General features: G+C 64.5%; 10 protein-coding genes (1 of these 10 only partly in view). All 10 read left to right on the top strand.

Features of this window, described 5'->3' with window-relative positions:
- On the top strand, positions 1 to 148 hold the 3' portion of the coding sequence (gene nusG, locus ARC20_RS15135) for a transcription termination/antitermination protein NusG (protein WP_057648587.1). It extends 410 nt beyond the left edge of the window; only the last 148 of its 558 coding nucleotides appear in the window; its start codon lies off the left edge, out of view; the stop codon is at positions 146 to 148.
- A gap of 201 nt (positions 149 to 349) precedes the next feature.
- Positions 350 to 778 (top strand): 50S ribosomal protein L11, encoded by a 429-nt coding sequence (rplK, locus tag ARC20_RS15130; RefSeq protein ID WP_057648585.1) that lies wholly within the window; start codon positions 350 to 352, stop codon positions 776 to 778.
- A gap of 4 nt (positions 779 to 782) precedes the next feature.
- Complete coding sequence (gene rplA / locus ARC20_RS15125; protein ID WP_057648583.1) at positions 783 to 1481, top strand: 50S ribosomal protein L1; 699 nt, start codon at positions 783 to 785, stop codon at positions 1479 to 1481.
- Positions 1482 to 1909: 428 nt separating this feature from the next.
- Positions 1910 to 2434, top strand: a complete 525-nt coding sequence (gene rplJ / locus ARC20_RS15120; protein WP_057648581.1) for a 50S ribosomal protein L10 — start codon at positions 1910 to 1912, stop codon at positions 2432 to 2434.
- Between the two features lie 62 nt (positions 2435 to 2496).
- Entirely contained in the window at positions 2497 to 2865 is a 369-nt protein-coding gene (gene rplL, locus ARC20_RS15115; RefSeq protein ID WP_057648579.1) for a 50S ribosomal protein L7/L12, read from the top strand.
- Positions 2866 to 3113: 248 nt separating this feature from the next.
- Positions 3114 to 7268, top strand: a complete 4155-nt coding sequence (gene rpoB / locus ARC20_RS15110) for a DNA-directed RNA polymerase subunit beta (RefSeq protein WP_057648577.1) — start codon at positions 3114 to 3116, stop codon at positions 7266 to 7268.
- Between the two features lie 89 nt (positions 7269 to 7357).
- A complete protein-coding gene (gene rpoC, locus ARC20_RS15105; RefSeq protein ID WP_057648575.1) occupies positions 7358 to 11578 on the top strand; it encodes a DNA-directed RNA polymerase subunit beta' in 4221 nt (1406 codons plus the stop codon).
- A gap of 224 nt (positions 11579 to 11802) precedes the next feature.
- Positions 11803 to 12177 carry a 30S ribosomal protein S12 gene (rpsL, locus tag ARC20_RS15100; RefSeq protein ID WP_003469157.1) on the top strand — a complete coding sequence of 125 codons (375 nt, stop codon included), beginning with the start codon at positions 11803 to 11805 and terminating at the stop codon, positions 12175 to 12177.
- Positions 12178 to 12189: 12 nt separating this feature from the next.
- Positions 12190 to 12657: a 30S ribosomal protein S7 gene (gene rpsG, locus ARC20_RS15095; RefSeq protein WP_057648573.1), complete on the top strand. Its 468-nt coding sequence runs from the start codon at positions 12190 to 12192 to the stop codon at positions 12655 to 12657.
- 140 nt (positions 12658 to 12797) lie between these two features.
- Positions 12798 to 14921 carry an elongation factor G gene (gene fusA, locus ARC20_RS15090; protein WP_057648571.1) on the top strand — a complete coding sequence of 708 codons (2124 nt, stop codon included), beginning with the start codon at positions 12798 to 12800 and terminating at the stop codon, positions 14919 to 14921.
- Positions 14922 to 15000: the final 79 nt, after the last annotated feature.

Raw genomic sequence — 15000 nt, 5'->3', positions numbered from 1 at the left:
GGTCCGCGTCATCGACGGCCCGTTCAACGACTTCAACGGCGTGGTCGAGGAAGTCAATTACGAGAAGAGCCGCCTGCGCGTGGCCGTCCTGATCTTCGGCCGTTCGACCCCGGTCGAGCTGGAATTCGGCCAGGTCGAAAAGGGCTGAACAGGCCCCCGGCCGCCGCTTGAGCGGCGGCCCCAAATTGCTGGTATACTGCGCGGCTCGCTCCTTCTGGCAAGCCGCCAGAACCCTCGGCCACCGTTCGGTGGCCGTCTGCGCAAGAAAAACGCGATGCCGGGACGCGTACGTCATTCCCGGCCCGATGGGGAGCCTGAAGTCAGGCGCTAGCACCCGGAGAGCACAGTCATGGCAAAGAAAGTTGTCGGTTACATCAAGCTGCAGGTGAAGGCCGGTCAGGCCAACCCCTCGCCGCCGGTCGGTCCTGCGCTGGGTCAGCGCGGCCTGAACATCATGGAGTTCTGCAAGGCGTTCAACGCTGCCACGCAGAAGCTCGAGCCGGGTCTGCCGACCCCGGTCATCATCACGGCCTATTCGGACCGTACCTTCACCTTCATCACCAAGAGCACCCCGGCCAGCGTTCTGCTGAAGAAGGCCGCCGGCGTCGCCTCGGGCTCCAAGCGCCCGAACACCGAGAAGGTGGGCAAGGTCACCCGCAAGCAGCTCGAAGAGATCGCCAAGGCGAAGGAAGCCGACCTGACGGCGGCCGAGCTGGAAGCTGCGGTGCGTACGATTGCGGGCTCGGCCCGTTCCATGGGCCTGGTGGTGGAGGGTTAATTCGATGGCACAGACCAAGCGTGAGAAGGCCATCAAGGCCGCCGTCGTCCCGGGCAAGGCTTATGCCTTCGAGGACGCGATCAAGATCCTGAAGACCGCCACCAAGGCCAAGTTCGTCGAGTCCGTCGACGTTGCCGTGCGCCTGGGCGTGGACGCGAAGAAGTCGGACCAGCAGGTGCGCGGCTCGACCGTGCTGCCGGCCGGTACCGGCAAGAGCGTGCGCGTGGCCGTGTTCGCCCCGGCCGGTGCCAAGGCCGACGAGGCGCTGGCTGCCGGCGCCGAGGCCGTGGGCATGGACGACCTGGCCGAGAAGATGCAGGCCGGCGACCTGAACTACGACGTCGTCATCGCGACCCCGGACGCCATGCGCGTCGTCGGTAAGCTGGGCACCGTGCTGGGCCCGCGCGGCCTGATGCCGAACCCGAAGGTCGGCACCGTCTCCCCGAACCCGGGCGAAGCGGTGAAGAACGCCAAGTCGGGCCAGGTGCGTTACCGCACCGACAAGGCCGGCATCATCCACTGCACCATCGGCAAGGCCAGCTTCGACGACGAAGCGCTGAAGTCGAACCTGCAGGCGCTGCTGGCCGACCTGATCAAGGCCAAGCCGGCCACCTCGAAGGGTACCTACCTGCAGAAGGTGTCGCTGAGCTCGACCATGGGCCCGGGCGTCACCGTCGACCAGTCCAGCCTTTCGCTGAAGTGATCGAAGGGCAGGGCGGCTGTCATCAGCCCGCCTTGTCCAGGTAGTACAGGTTTCAACCCGTCTCGGCTCCGGCCGGGGCAGGACATTTGAAGGCGACCGCCCGCTTCGGCTGGCGGTAGCCGTCAAAGACCGCAGGCGCGGTGTTTGCGTAGATCGGCGACGGGCACGGAAGCTCGCAATGGCAGGGAGTCGCCGCCGGTTTCGCAGCAACGCTTAATCCACCTCCGCAAGGAGGCAGGCCTGCGTAGATGGTGTCGCCCTTCTGGAGTTTTTCTGGTTACGCGGTCTGGGATTTCCCAGGTTGGCTCACTCCAGGTCTAGAACGGCCACCACCGGGGCATCGGTCGATGCCCCCGGCGTCCAGGAAGGATGCCGCCCTGGACCGCAAGCGGCAGGAGCCGTGCGCGGAGTTCAATTGGAGGAGTGCAATGGCTCTCAATCTGTCCCAGAAGCAAGAAGTTGTCGCCGAACTGGCAGACGTCGCCGCCAAGGCCCACTCCTTGATCGCAGCCGAATACGCTGGCACCACGGTCTCCCAGATGACCGCGATGCGCAAGCAGGCCCGCGAAACCGGCGTTTTCTTGAAGGTTGTCAAGAACACGCTGGCCGCGCGCGCCGTCGAAGGCACCGATTACGCAGTCGTCAAGGACAAGCTGGTCGGTCCGCTGCTGTATGCGTTCTCGCTCGAGGAGCCCGGCGCCGCCGGTCGCCTGATCAAGGAATTTGCCAAGGGTAACGACAAGCTGCAGGCGAAGGTCGTTTCGATCGGTGGTGAGGTCTTCCCGGCCAGCCACGTCGACGTCCTGGCTTCGCTGCCGACCCGCGACCAGGCCCTGGCCATGCTGGCCCGCGTCCTGACCGAGCCGGTGACGATGTTCGCCCGCGCCGTCAAGGCCGTCGGCGAGAAGCAGGAAGGTGGCGCCGCCGCCGAACCTGTCGCCGAAACCGCCTGAGTTCGATGTCCCTAGCTTCCCGCTAGAAACACCATCCAGAAAATTTTCAGAAGGTAATCAAAATGTCCCTTACCAACGAGCAGATCGTCGACGCCATCGCCGAGAAGTCCCTGATGGAAGTGATGGACCTGGTCAAGGCCATCGAAGACAAGTTCGGCGTTTCCGCCGCCGCCCCGGTGGCTGTTGCCGCCGCCGCCGGCCCGGCCGCCGCTGTCGAAGAGCAGACCGAGTTCAACATCATCCTGAAGGACGCCGGCGCCAAGAAGGTCGACGTCATCAAGGCTGTCCGCGCCATCACCGGCCTGGGCCTGAAGGAAGCCAAGGACCTCACCGAGGCCGGCGGCGTCCTGAAGGAAGCCGTGTCGAAGGAAGACGCCGAGAAGTTCAAGAAGGATCTCGAGGCCGCTGGCGCGACCGTCGAAGTCAAGTAAGCAGTACTTTGCATCGCCAGCCTTACACGGCGGTGCACTGAAGGCTGGGGGCGAAAGCCCCCGGCCTTTGGCCGTTGATGGGATCTCGTGTCCCTGATGGCCTGAAAACCAACTCAGTTTCGGGAGTTGGTAGTTGGAAGTAGCGGGAGAAGGCGTGCTGGTGCCGGCAATACCAGCGACTTCCAACTGACAACTCGTAATCTTTGGGTCGCGGACGCGCGGCCCCCACAGCCAAGGTGGAAGATCCCATGACGTCTTATTCGTTCACCGAAAAGAAGCGTATCCGCAAGGATTTCGGCAAGCAGCGCTCGATCCTCGAGGTCCCGTTCCTGCTCGCCATCCAGGTGGATTCCTATCGTGAATTCCTGCAGGAAAACATTGATCCGGCCAAGCGCACGGACCATGGCCTGCACGCCGCCCTGAAGTCGGTGTTCCCGATTTCCAGCTACAGCGGCAACGCCGCCCTGGAATACGTCGGCTACAAGCTGGGCGACCCGGTGTTCGACGAGCGCGAGTGCCGCAACCGTGGCCTGTCCTACGGCGCACCGCTGCGCGTGACCGTGCGCCTGGTGATCTACGACCGCGAGTCGACCACCAAGGCCATCAAGTACGTGAAGGAGCAGGAGGTCTACCTGGGCGAGATCCCGCTCATGACCGACAACGGCACCTTCATCGTCAACGGCACCGAGCGCGTCATCGTCTCGCAGCTGCACCGCTCGCCGGGCGTGTTCTTCGACCACGACCGTGGCAAGACCCACAGCTCGGGCAAGCTGCTGTACAGCGCCCGCATCATTCCTTACCGCGGCTCGTGGCTGGACTTCGAGTTCGACCCGAAGGACGCGCTGTTCACCCGTATCGACCGTCGCCGCAAGCTGCCGGTGTCGATCCTGCTGCGCGCGCTCGGCTACTCCAACGAGGAGATGCTGAACGAGTTCTTCGACATCAACACCTTCCACATCAACCCGGACGAAGGCGTCCAGCTGGAGCTGGTGCCCGAGCGCCTGCGTGGCGAAACGCTGAACTTCGACCTGGCCGATGGCGACAAGGTCATCGTGGAAGCCGGCAAGCGCATCACCGCGCGCCATGTGAAGCAGCTGGAAGCCTCGGGCATCGCCGCGCTGGCCGTGCCGGACGAGTACCTGGTCGGCCGCATCCTGTCGCATGACGTCATCGACGCCTCGACCGGCGAACTGCTGGCCAACGCCAACGACGAGATCAACGACGACCAGCTGGCCGCCTTCCGCAAGGCCGGCGTGGACGCCGTCGGCACCCTGTGGGTGAACGACCTCGACCGCGGTCCGTACCTGTCCAACACCCTGCGCATCGACCCGACCAAGACCCAGCTCGAGGCCCTGGTCGAGATCTACCGCATGATGCGTCCGGGCGAGCCGCCGACCAAGGACGCCGCGCAGAACCTGTTCCACAACCTGTTCTTCACCTTCGAGCGCTACGACCTGTCCACGGTCGGCCGCATGAAGTTCAACCGCCGTGTCGGCCGCAAGGAAGTCACCGGCGAAGCCGTGCTGTACGACCGCAAGTACTACGGCGAGCGCAACGACGAAGAGTCCAAGCGCCTGGTTGCCGCGCATGGACAGAGCTCGGACATCCTCGACGTCATCAAGGTGCTGAGCGAGATCCGCAACGGCCGTGGCGTGGTGGACGACATCGACCACCTGGGTAACCGTCGCGTGCGTTCGGTCGGCGAAATGGCCGAGAACGTGTTCCGCGTCGGCCTGGTCCGCGTCGAGCGCGCCGTGAAGGAGCGCCTGTCGATGGCCGAGTCGGAAGGCCTGACCCCGCAGGAGCTGATCAACGCCAAGCCGGTGGCCGCCGCGATCAAGGAGTTCTTCGGCTCCTCGCAGCTGTCGCAGTTCATGGACCAGAACAACCCGCTGTCGGAAGTCACGCACAAGCGTCGCGTCTCGGCCCTGGGCCCGGGCGGCCTGACCCGCGAGCGCGCCGGCTTCGAAGTGCGCGACGTGCACCCGACCCACTACGGCCGCGTCTGCACCATCGAAACGCCGGAAGGCCCGAACATCGGCCTGATCAACTCGCTCGCCGTGTACGCGCGCACCAACAAGTACGGTTTCCTCGAGACCCCGTACCGCAAGGTCGTGGACGGCCAGATCACCGACGAGGTCGAGTACCTGTCGGCGATCGAGGAAAACGAGTACGTCATCGCGCAGGCCAACGCGTTGCATGACGCCAAGAGCCGCCTGACCGAGCAGTTCGTGCCGTGCCGCTTCCAGGGCGAGTCGCTGCTCAAGCCGCCGTCCGAAGTGCACTTCATGGACGTCTCGCCGATGCAGACCGTGTCGATCGCGGCCGCGCTGGTCCCGTTCCTCGAGCACGACGACGCCAACCGCGCACTGATGGGCGCGAACATGCAGCGCCAGGCCGTTCCGACCCTGCGTGCGCAGAAGCCGCTGGTCGGCACCGGCATCGAGCGCGCCGTGGCGCGCGACTCGGGCGTGACCGTGAATGCGCAGCGTGGCGGCGTGATCGAGCAGATCGACGCGGCGCGCATCGTGGTCAAGGTCAACGAGGAAGAGATCGTTGGCGCCACCGATGCCGGCGTGGACATCTACAACCTGATCAAGTACACCCGCTCGAACCAGAACACCTGCATCAACCAGCGTCCGCTGGTGAACGTGGGTGACGTGATCGCGCGTGGCGACGTGCTGGCCGACGGTCCGTCCACCGACATCGGCGAACTGGCCCTGGGCCAGAACATGCTGATCGCGTTCATGCCGTGGAACGGCTACAACTTCGAAGACTCCATCCTGCTCTCCGAGCGCGTGGTGGAAGAGGATCGCTACACCACGATCCACATCGAAGAGCTGACCTGCGTCGCGCGTGACACCAAGCTGGGGCCGGAGGAAATCTCGGCCGACATCCCGAACGTCTCCGAGCAGGCGCTGAACCGCCTCGACGAGTCCGGCGTGGTGTACATCGGCGCCGAAGTGCGCGCCGGCGACATCCTGGTCGGCAAGGTCACGCCGAAGGGCGAGAGCCAGCTGACCCCGGAAGAGAAGCTGCTTCGCGCGATCTTCGGCGAGAAGGCTTCGGACGTGAAGGACAGCTCGCTGCGCGTTCCGCCGGGCATGGACGGCACCGTCATCGACGTGCAGGTCTTCACCCGCGACGGCATCGAGAAGGACAAGCGTGCCCGCCAGATCGAAGAGTCCGAGATCAAGCGCGTCAAGAAGGACTTCGACGACCAGTTCCGCATCCTGGAAGCGGCGATCTACGCGCGCCTGCGCTCGCAGATCGTCGGCAAGGTGGCCAACGGCGGTGCCGGCCTGAAGAAGGGCGACACCATCTCCGACGCCTACCTGGACGGCCTGAAGAAGGCTGACTGGTTCCAGCTGCGCATGAAGGACGACGACGCCGCCGAGGCCGTCGAGCGCGCGCAGAAGCAGATCCAGGCGCACGAGAAGGAATTCGAGCACCGCTTCGCCGACAAGCGCGGCAAGATCACCCAGGGCGACGACCTCGCCCCGGGCGTGCTGAAGATGGTCAAGGTGTTCCTGGCGGTGAAGCGTCGCATCCAGCCGGGTGACAAGATGGCCGGCCGCCACGGCAACAAGGGCGTCGTGTCCATGATCCAGCCGATCGAGGACATGCCCTACATGGCCAACGGCGAGACCGTGGACATCGTGCTGAACCCGCTGGGCGTGCCGTCGCGCATGAACATCGGCCAGGTGCTGGAAGTGCACCTGGGCTGGGCCGCGAAGGGCCTGGGCCGCAAGATCCAGCGCATGCTGGAAGCCCAGACCGCCGTGGCCGAGCTGCGCAAGTTCCTCGCCGAGATCTACAACCACGAGAAGAAGCTGGGCGAGGATCGCGTCGACCTGTCGCAGTTCTCCGATGCCGAGCTGCTGAACCTGGCCAAGAACCTCACCGACGGCGTGCCGATGGCGACCCCGGTGTTCGACGGCGCCACCGAAGCGGAAATCAAGCGCATGCTGGAACTGGCCGACCTGCCGCAGAGCGGTCAGACCCAGCTGTATGACGGCCGCACCGGTGAACCGTTCGATCGCCACACCACGGTCGGCTACATGCACATGCTGAAGCTGAACCACCTGGTCGACGACAAGATGCACGCCCGTTCGACTGGTCCGTACTCGCTCGTCACCCAGCAGCCGCTGGGCGGCAAGGCGCAGTTCGGCGGCCAGCGCTTCGGTGAAATGGAAGTCTGGGCGCTGGAAGCGTACGGCGCGGCCTACACCCTGCAGGAAATGCTGACGGTGAAGTCCGACGACGTGCAGGGCCGCAACCAGATGTACAAGAACATCGTCGATGGCGCGCACGAGATGGTCGCGGGCATGCCGGAGTCCTTCAACGTCCTCGTGAAGGAAATCCGCTCGCTGGCCATCAACATGGAGCTGGAAGGCAATTGATCGCGCAGGCGCGGATGCGAAGGCATCCGCGCCGCCGCAAGCGTCCGAAAGCCCCCATCGACAAGTATTCCTCCTGACGGAGAAACACCATGAAAGACCTGCTCAACCTCTTCAACCAGCAGCGCCAGACGCTGGACTTCGACGCGATCAAGATCGCGCTGGCTTCGCCGGACCTGATCCGTTCGTGGTCCTTCGGCGAAGTGAAGAAGCCGGAAACCATCAACTACCGTACCTTCAAGCCGGAGCGTGACGGCCTGTTCTGCGCGGCCATCTTCGGGCCGATCAAGGACTACGAGTGCCTGTGCGGCAAGTACAAGCGCATGAAGCACCGCGGCGTGGTCTGCGAGAAGTGCGGCACCGAAGTCACCCTGGCCAAGGTGCGCCGCGAGCGCATGGGCCACATCGACCTGGCCTCGCCGGTCGCGCACATCTGGTTCCTCAAGTCGCTGCCGTCGCGCATCGGCCTGATGCTGGACATGACCCTGCGTGACATCGAGCGCGTGCTGTACTTCGAAGCCTACGTGGTGACCGAGCCGGGCCTGACCTCGCTCGAGCGCCGCCAGCTGCTGACCGAAGAGCAGTACCTGACCGCGCGCCAGGAGCATGGCGACGACTTCGACGCCGCCATGGGCGCCGAGGCCGTGTACGAGCTGCTGCGCACGATCGACCTGCAGTCGGAAATGACCCGCCTGCGCGAGGAGATCGCCAGCACCGGTTCGGAAACCAAGCTCAAGCGCCTCACCAAGCGCATCAAGCTGATCGAGGCCTTCATCGAGTCCGGCAACCGTCCGGAGTGGATGGTCATGACCGTGCTGCCGGTGCTGCCGCCGGACCTGCGCCCGCTGGTCCCGCTGGACGGCGGCCGCTTCGCGACCTCCGACCTCAACGACCTGTACCGCCGCGTCATCAACCGCAACAACCGCCTGCGCCGCCTGCTCGAGCTGAACGCGCCGGACATCATCGTGCGCAACGAAAAGCGCATGCTGCAGGAATCGGTTGACGCCCTGCTGGACAACGGCCGTCGCGGCCGTGCCATCACCGGCACCAACAAGCGCCCGCTCAAGTCGCTCGCCGACATGATCAAGGGCAAGCAGGGTCGCTTCCGCCAGAACCTGCTCGGCAAGCGCGTGGACTACTCGGGTCGTTCGGTCATCACCGTCGGTCCGTACCTGAAGCTGCACCAGTGCGGCCTGCCGAAGAAGATGGCGCTGGAGCTGTTCAAGCCGTTCGTCTTCGCCAAGCTGCAGCGTCGCGGCCTGGCCACCACGATCAAGGCCGCCAAGAAGCTGGTCGAGCGTGAAGAGGCCGAGGTGTGGGATATCCTCGAAGAGGTCATCCGCGAGCACCCGGTGCTGCTGAACCGTGCCCCGACCCTGCACCGCCTGGGTATCCAGGCGTTCGAGCCGGTGCTGATCGAAGGCAAGGCGATCCAGCTGCACCCGCTGGTCTGCACCGCGTTCAACGCCGACTTCGACGGTGACCAGATGGCCGTCCACGTGCCGCTCTCGCTGGAAGCCCAGCTGGAAGCGCGTGCGCTGATGATGTCCACCAACAACATCCTGTCGCCGGCCAACGGCGAGCCGATCATCGTGCCGTCGCAGGACGTCGTGTTGGGCCTGTACTACCTGAGCCGCGCCCTGGAGAACAAGAAGGGCGAGGGCATGGTGTTCGCCAACACCAACGAAGTGAAGCGCGCCTACGACAACCGCGTGGTCGAGCTGCACGCCAAGGTCAAGGTCCGCATCACCGAAGTGGTGACCGACGAGGCCGGCGCCAAGCAGAAGAAGACCTCGATCGTGGACACCACGGTCGGTCGCGCCCTGCTGAGCGAAATCCTGCCGGAAGGCCTGCCGTTCGCGCTGGCCAACACCGAGATGACCAAGAAGAACATCTCGCGCCTGATCAACTCGTCGTACCGCATGCTCGGCCTGAAGGACACCGTGGTGTTCGCCGACCGCCTGATGTACACCGGCTACGCCTACGCGACCCGCGCCGGCGTGTCGATCGGCATCGACGACATGCTGATCCCGGACGAGAAGAAGGGCATCCTGACCGAGGCCGAGGCCGAGGTGCTGGAAATCCAGGAGCAGTACCAGTCGGGCCTGGTCACCGCCGGCGAGCGCTACAACAAGGTGGTCGACATCTGGTCGCGCACCAACGAGCGCATCGCCAAGGCGATGATGGACACCATCGGTACCGAGAAGGTCGTCAATGCCAAGGGCGAGACCATCGACCAGAAGTCGATGAACTCGCTGTACATCATGGCCGACTCCGGTGCGCGTGGTAGCCAGGCGCAGATCCGCCAGCTGGCCGGCATGCGCGGCCTGATGGCCCGCCCGGACGGCTCGATCATCGAGACGCCCATCAAGGCGAACTTCCGCGAAGGCCTGAACGTGCAGGAGTACTTCAACTCCACCCACGGTGCCCGTAAGGGTCTGGCCGATACCGCGCTGAAGACCGCGAACTCCGGTTACCTGACCCGTCGCCTCGTCGACGTGGCGCAGGACGTGGTGATCACCGAAGTCGACTGCGGCACCGTCGAAGGCCTGACCATGACCCCGATCGTGGAAGGCGGCGACGTGGTCGAGCCGCTGAAGGACCGCGTGCTGGGCCGCGTCGTGGCCGAGGACGTGTTCCTGCCGGGCAACGACGAGGAGCCGATCGTCACCCGCAACACCCTGCTCGACGAGCAGTGGGTCGCCAAGCTGGAAGAGGCGAGCGTGCAGTCGATCAAGGTCCGCTCGACCATCACCTGCGAATCGCCGTTCGGCGTGTGCGGTCACTGCTATGGTCGCGACCTGGCTCGTGGCCACCTGGTCAACATCGGTGAAGCGGTGGGCGTCATCGCCGCGCAGTCGATCGGTGAGCCGGGTACCCAGCTGACCATGCGTACGTTCCACATCGGTGGTGCGGCGTCGCGTGCCGCGGCGGTGGACAACATCACCGTCAAGACCACCGGTTCGGTGAAGTTCACCAACCTCAAGTCGGTCGAGCATGCCAATGGCACGCTGGTCGCGGTGTCGCGTTCGGGCGAAATCTCGGTGCTCGACGCCCATGGCCGCGAGCGCGAGCGCTACAAGCTGCCGTACGGCGCCAACATCTCGGTCAAGGATGCCGCCGAGATCAAGGCTGGCCAGACCGTGGCCAACTGGGATCCGCATAACCACCCGATCGTGTCGGAAGTGGCGGGCTTCATCCGCTTCGTGGACTTCATCGACGGCATCACCGTCATCGAGAAGACCGACGAGCTGACCGGCCTGGCTTCGCGCGAGATCACCGATCCGAAGCGTCGCGGCTCGCAGGGCAAGGACCTGCGTCCGCTGGTGCGCATCGTCGACGCCAAGGGCAACGACCTGTCGATCCCGGGCACCGACCTGCCGGCGCAGTACCTGCTGCCGCCGCGCTCGATCGTCAACCTGCAGGACGGCGCCGCCGTCGGCGTGGGTGACGTGGTCGCCAAGATCCCGCAGGAAGCGTCCAAGACCCGCGACATCACCGGTGGTCTGCCGCGCGTGGCCGACCTGTTCGAAGCGCGCAAGCCGAAGGATCCGGCGATCCTGGCCGAGCGTTCGGGCGTGATCAGCTTCGGCAAGGACACCAAGGGCAAGCAGCGCCTGATCATCAAGGACACCGACGGCAGCGAGCACGAAGAGCTGATTCCGAAGTACCGCCAGATCATCGTGTTCGAAGGTGAGCACGTGACCAAGGGCGAGACCGTGGTGGACGGCGAGCCGAGCCCGCAGGACATCCTGCGCCTGCTGGGTGTCGAGCCGCTGGCCGCCTACCTGGTCAAGGAAATCCAGGACGTGTACCGCCTGCAGGGCGTGAAGATCAACGACAAGCACATCGAGGTGATCACCCGCCAGATGCTGCGCAAGGTCGAGATCACCGACCAGGGCAACAGCAAGTTCCTCAATGGCGAGCAGGCCGAGCGCCAGCGCGTCATCGAGGAGAACGTGCGCCTGGCTGCCCGCAACGAGCTGCCGGCCAAGTTCGACCCGGTGCTGCTGGGCATCACCAAGGCCTCGCTGGCGACCGAGTCGTTCATCTCGGCCGCGTCGTTTCAGGAGACCACCCGCGTCCTCACCGAGGCGGCGGTCCGTGGCACCAGCGACAACCTGCGCGGCCTGAAGGAAAACGTGATCGTCGGCCGCCTGATCCCGGCCGGTACCGGTTTGACGTACCACACCCAGCGCCGTCGCGGCGCGACCGGTCTCACCGAGTCCGAGATGGAAACCCTGGCCGGCACCGCGCCGGCCGCCGAAACCGCCGCTCCGGCGCCGGTCGAGGCAGGCTCCGACGAGGAGTAAGCAAAGCGGTACCGGCGTGGCTGAACAGGCCACGCCGGGAAAGTGAAAAGGAGGGCAGGACGCCCTCCGTCTTCCCGGCCCGGGATGGGCCAGCAGGCCGAAAACCCCTCGGTTGACGGGAATTTGACCTGCCAGCTATACTCCCGCCTCTCGGCAGGCCGGCCTTTCGGCCTGTCGTCGTTTTCATGAGGGTCCGACGACTCTCCATTCAGAAGAATCCACTGATGGCGACTATCAATCAGCTGGTCCGCAAGCCTCGGCAAGCGACCACCTACAAGAGTGCCTCCCCGGCGCTGGACAAGTGTCCGCAGCGTCGTGGCGTGTGCACGCGCGTCTACACCACTACCCCGAAGAAGCCGAACTCGGCCCTCCGCAAGGTTGCAAAGGTTCGCCTGACCAATCAGGAAGAGGTCATCAGCTACATCGGCGGCGAAGGCCACAACCTGCAGGAGCACTCCGTGGTCCTGATCCGCGGTGGCCGCGTCAAGGATCTGCCGGGTGTCCGTTACCACACCGTCCGTGGTTCGCTCGACGCCGCTGGCGTTGCAAAGCGTCGCCAGGGCCGTTCGAAGTACGGCGCCAAGCGCCCGAAGAGCTAAGGAAATCAACTAATGTCCCGTAAAGGTTCTACTCCGCAGCGCACCGTCCTGCCTGATCCCAAGCATGGCAGCGAAACCATTGCCCGCTTCATCAACATGGTGATGCAGTCTGGCAAGAAGTCGGTTGCAGAGAAAATCGTGTATGGCGCTATGGACGTCATCGGCGAAAAGAATCCGAACGCCATTGATCTGGTGCAGAAGGCACTGGACAACGTGGCACCGACCGTTGAGGTCAAGTCGCGTCGCGTCGGCGGCGCTACTTACCAGGTTCCGGTCGAAGTTCGCGCCTCTCGCCGTATGGCCCTTGCCATGCGTTGGCTGATCGATTCCGCCCGCAAGCGTGGCGAGAACACGATGCCGCGCAAGCTGGCTGCCGAACTCCTGGACGCCTCGGAAAACCGCGGCGGTGCCATCAAGAAGCGTGAAGAAACCCACCGTATGGCGGAAGCGAACAAGGCCTTCGCGCATTACCGCTGGTGAGGTCGGGGGCCTTGGAAACGAGGCCCTGCAGCACCATATGAGGTGCTGAACATCGTGGCGCGCAGCGCGCCACAAAAAACCCGAAGGCCGCCGAAAGGCGGCGTTCGGCCATCCGAAATCCGAGAAATTGAGAGGCTCCCGTGGCCCGTACCACTCCCATCGAGCGTTACCGCAATTTCGGCATCATGGCCCACATCGATGCCGGCAAGACCACCACGTCCGAGCGCATCCTGTTCTACACCGGCGTCAGCCACAAGATCGGTGAAGTGCACGACGGCGCCGCCACCATGGACTGGATGGAGCAGGAACAGGAGCGTGGCATCACGATCCAGTCCGCTGCCACCACCGCGTTCTGGAAGGGCATGGACAAGTCGATGGAGGAGCACCGCTTCAACATCATCGACACCCCCGGGCACGTCGACTTCACCATCGAAGTCGAGCGTTCGCTGCGCGTGCTTGACGGCGCGGTGTTCGTGCTGTGCGCCGTCGGTGGCGTCCAGCCGCAGTCGGAAACCGTGTGGCGCCAGGCCAACCGTTACCACGTGCCGCGCATCGCGTTCGTCAACAAGATGGACCGCACCGGTGCGAACTTCGACAAGGTCGTCGGCCAGCTGAAGGCGCGCCTGGGCGCGGTGCCGGTGCCGATGCAGGTGCCGATCGGCGCCGAAGACGGCTTCGAAGGCGTGGTCGACCTGCTGAAGATGAAGGCCATCCATTGGGATGCCGCCTCGCAGGGCACCGTGTTCGAGTATCGCGACATCCCGGCCGACCTGGTCGAGAAGGCGAACGAAGCCCGTGCCTACATGGTTGAGTCGGCCGCGGAAGCCAATGAAGAGCTGATGGAAAAGTACCTGGGCGGCGAAGAGCTGACCGAGGCCGAGATCATCGAGGCCCTGCGTATCCGTACGCTGGCCACCGAGATCGTTCCGATGTTCTGTGGCTCGGCGTTCAAGAACAAGGGCGTCCAGGCGATGCTCGACGGCGTCGTGCGCCTGCTGCCGTCGCCGGTCGACGTGCCGCCGGTGACCGGTACCGACGTCGATGACGAGACCAAGCAGCTGACCCGCGCGTCGGATGACAAGGCACCGTTCTCCTCGCTGGCGTTCAAGATCATCACCGACCCGTTCGTGGGCGCGCTGACGTTCTTCCGCGTCTACTCGGGCGTGCTCAATGCCGGCGACCAGGTGCTGAACTCGGTCAAGGGCAAGAAGGAGCGCATCGGCCGTCTGCTGCAGATGCATTCGAACGACCGTACCGAAATCAAGGAAGTGCGCGCGGGCGACATCGCCGCGGCCGTGGGCCTGAAGGACGTCACCACCGGTGACACCATGTGCTCGCTGGACCACCCGATCATCCTGGAGCGCATGGTGTTCCCGGAGCCGGTGATCTCGATGGCCGTGGAGCCGAAGACCAAGTCGGACCAGGAAAAGATGGGTATGGCCCTGGGCCGCCTGGCGCAGGAAGATCCCTCGTTCCGCGTCAAGACCGACGAAGAATCCGGCCAGACGATCATCTCGGGCATGGGCGAGCTGCACCTGGACATCATCGTTGACCGCATGAAGCGCGAGTTCAACGTCGAAGCCAACGTCGGCAAGCCGCAGGTGGCGTACCGCGAGACCATCCAGGCGTCGGACGTCAAGTCGGACTACAAGCACGCCAAGCAGTCGGGCGGCAAGGGCCAGTACGGTCACGTCGTGATCGAGCTGTCGCCGGCGTCGGACGAAGACAAGGCGAACAAGGATTACAAGGACGACTTCCTGTTCGTCAACGACATCACCGGTGGTGTGATTCCGAAGGAATTCATCCCGTCCGTCGAAAAGGGCCTGCGCGAAACCATCACCAGCGGTCCGCTGGCTGGCTTCCCGGTCGTGGGCGTCAAGGTCAAGCTGGTGTTCGGCTCGTACCATGACGTCGACTCGTCGGAAATGGCGTTCAAGCTGGCCGCCTCGATGGCGTTCAAGCAGGGCTTCGCGAAGGCCAAGCCGGTGCTGCTGGAGCCGATCATGAAGGTCGAGATCGTGACCCCGGAGGACTACCTGGGTGACGTGATGGGCGACGTGAGCCGTCGTCGCGGCGTGCTGCAGGGTTCTGACGAAACGCCGTCGGGCAAGATCATCAACGCGATGATCCCGCTGGGCGAAATGTTCGGCTACGCGACCTCGCTGCGTTCGCAGACCCAGGGTCGCGCGACCTTCACGATGGAGTTCGACCACTACGAGCCGGCCCCGTCGAACATCGCCGACACCGTTATCAAGAAGGGCTGAGCGTAAGCTCAGTCCTTCCCTCTCTTCTTTCTGATATTCAAGGTATACAACAATGGCAAAGGGTAAGTTCGAGCGCACC

The sequence above is a fragment of the Stenotrophomonas panacihumi genome (genome assembly GCF_001431645.1).
Taxonomy (GTDB): Bacteria; Pseudomonadota; Gammaproteobacteria; order Xanthomonadales; family Xanthomonadaceae; genus Stenotrophomonas_A; species Stenotrophomonas_A panacihumi.
Note: the sequence above shows the minus strand (reverse complement) of the source record. Positions and strands in the feature narration are given on the sequence as shown.

Coding starts and splice junctions, on each gene's coding strand:
- rplK (WP_057648585.1), top strand. CDS start 350: ATGGCAAAGAAAGTTGTCGGTTACATCAAGCTGCAGGTGAAGGCCGGT.
- rplA (WP_057648583.1), top strand. CDS start 783: ATGGCACAGACCAAGCGTGAGAAGGCCATCAAGGCCGCCGTCGTCCCG.
- rplJ (WP_057648581.1), top strand. CDS start 1,910: ATGGCTCTCAATCTGTCCCAGAAGCAAGAAGTTGTCGCCGAACTGGCA.
- rplL (WP_057648579.1), top strand. CDS start 2,497: ATGTCCCTTACCAACGAGCAGATCGTCGACGCCATCGCCGAGAAGTCC.
- rpoB (WP_057648577.1), top strand. CDS start 3,114: ATGACGTCTTATTCGTTCACCGAAAAGAAGCGTATCCGCAAGGATTTC.
- rpoC (WP_057648575.1), top strand. CDS start 7,358: ATGAAAGACCTGCTCAACCTCTTCAACCAGCAGCGCCAGACGCTGGAC.
- rpsL (WP_003469157.1), top strand. CDS start 11,803: ATGGCGACTATCAATCAGCTGGTCCGCAAGCCTCGGCAAGCGACCACC.
- rpsG (WP_057648573.1), top strand. CDS start 12,190: ATGTCCCGTAAAGGTTCTACTCCGCAGCGCACCGTCCTGCCTGATCCC.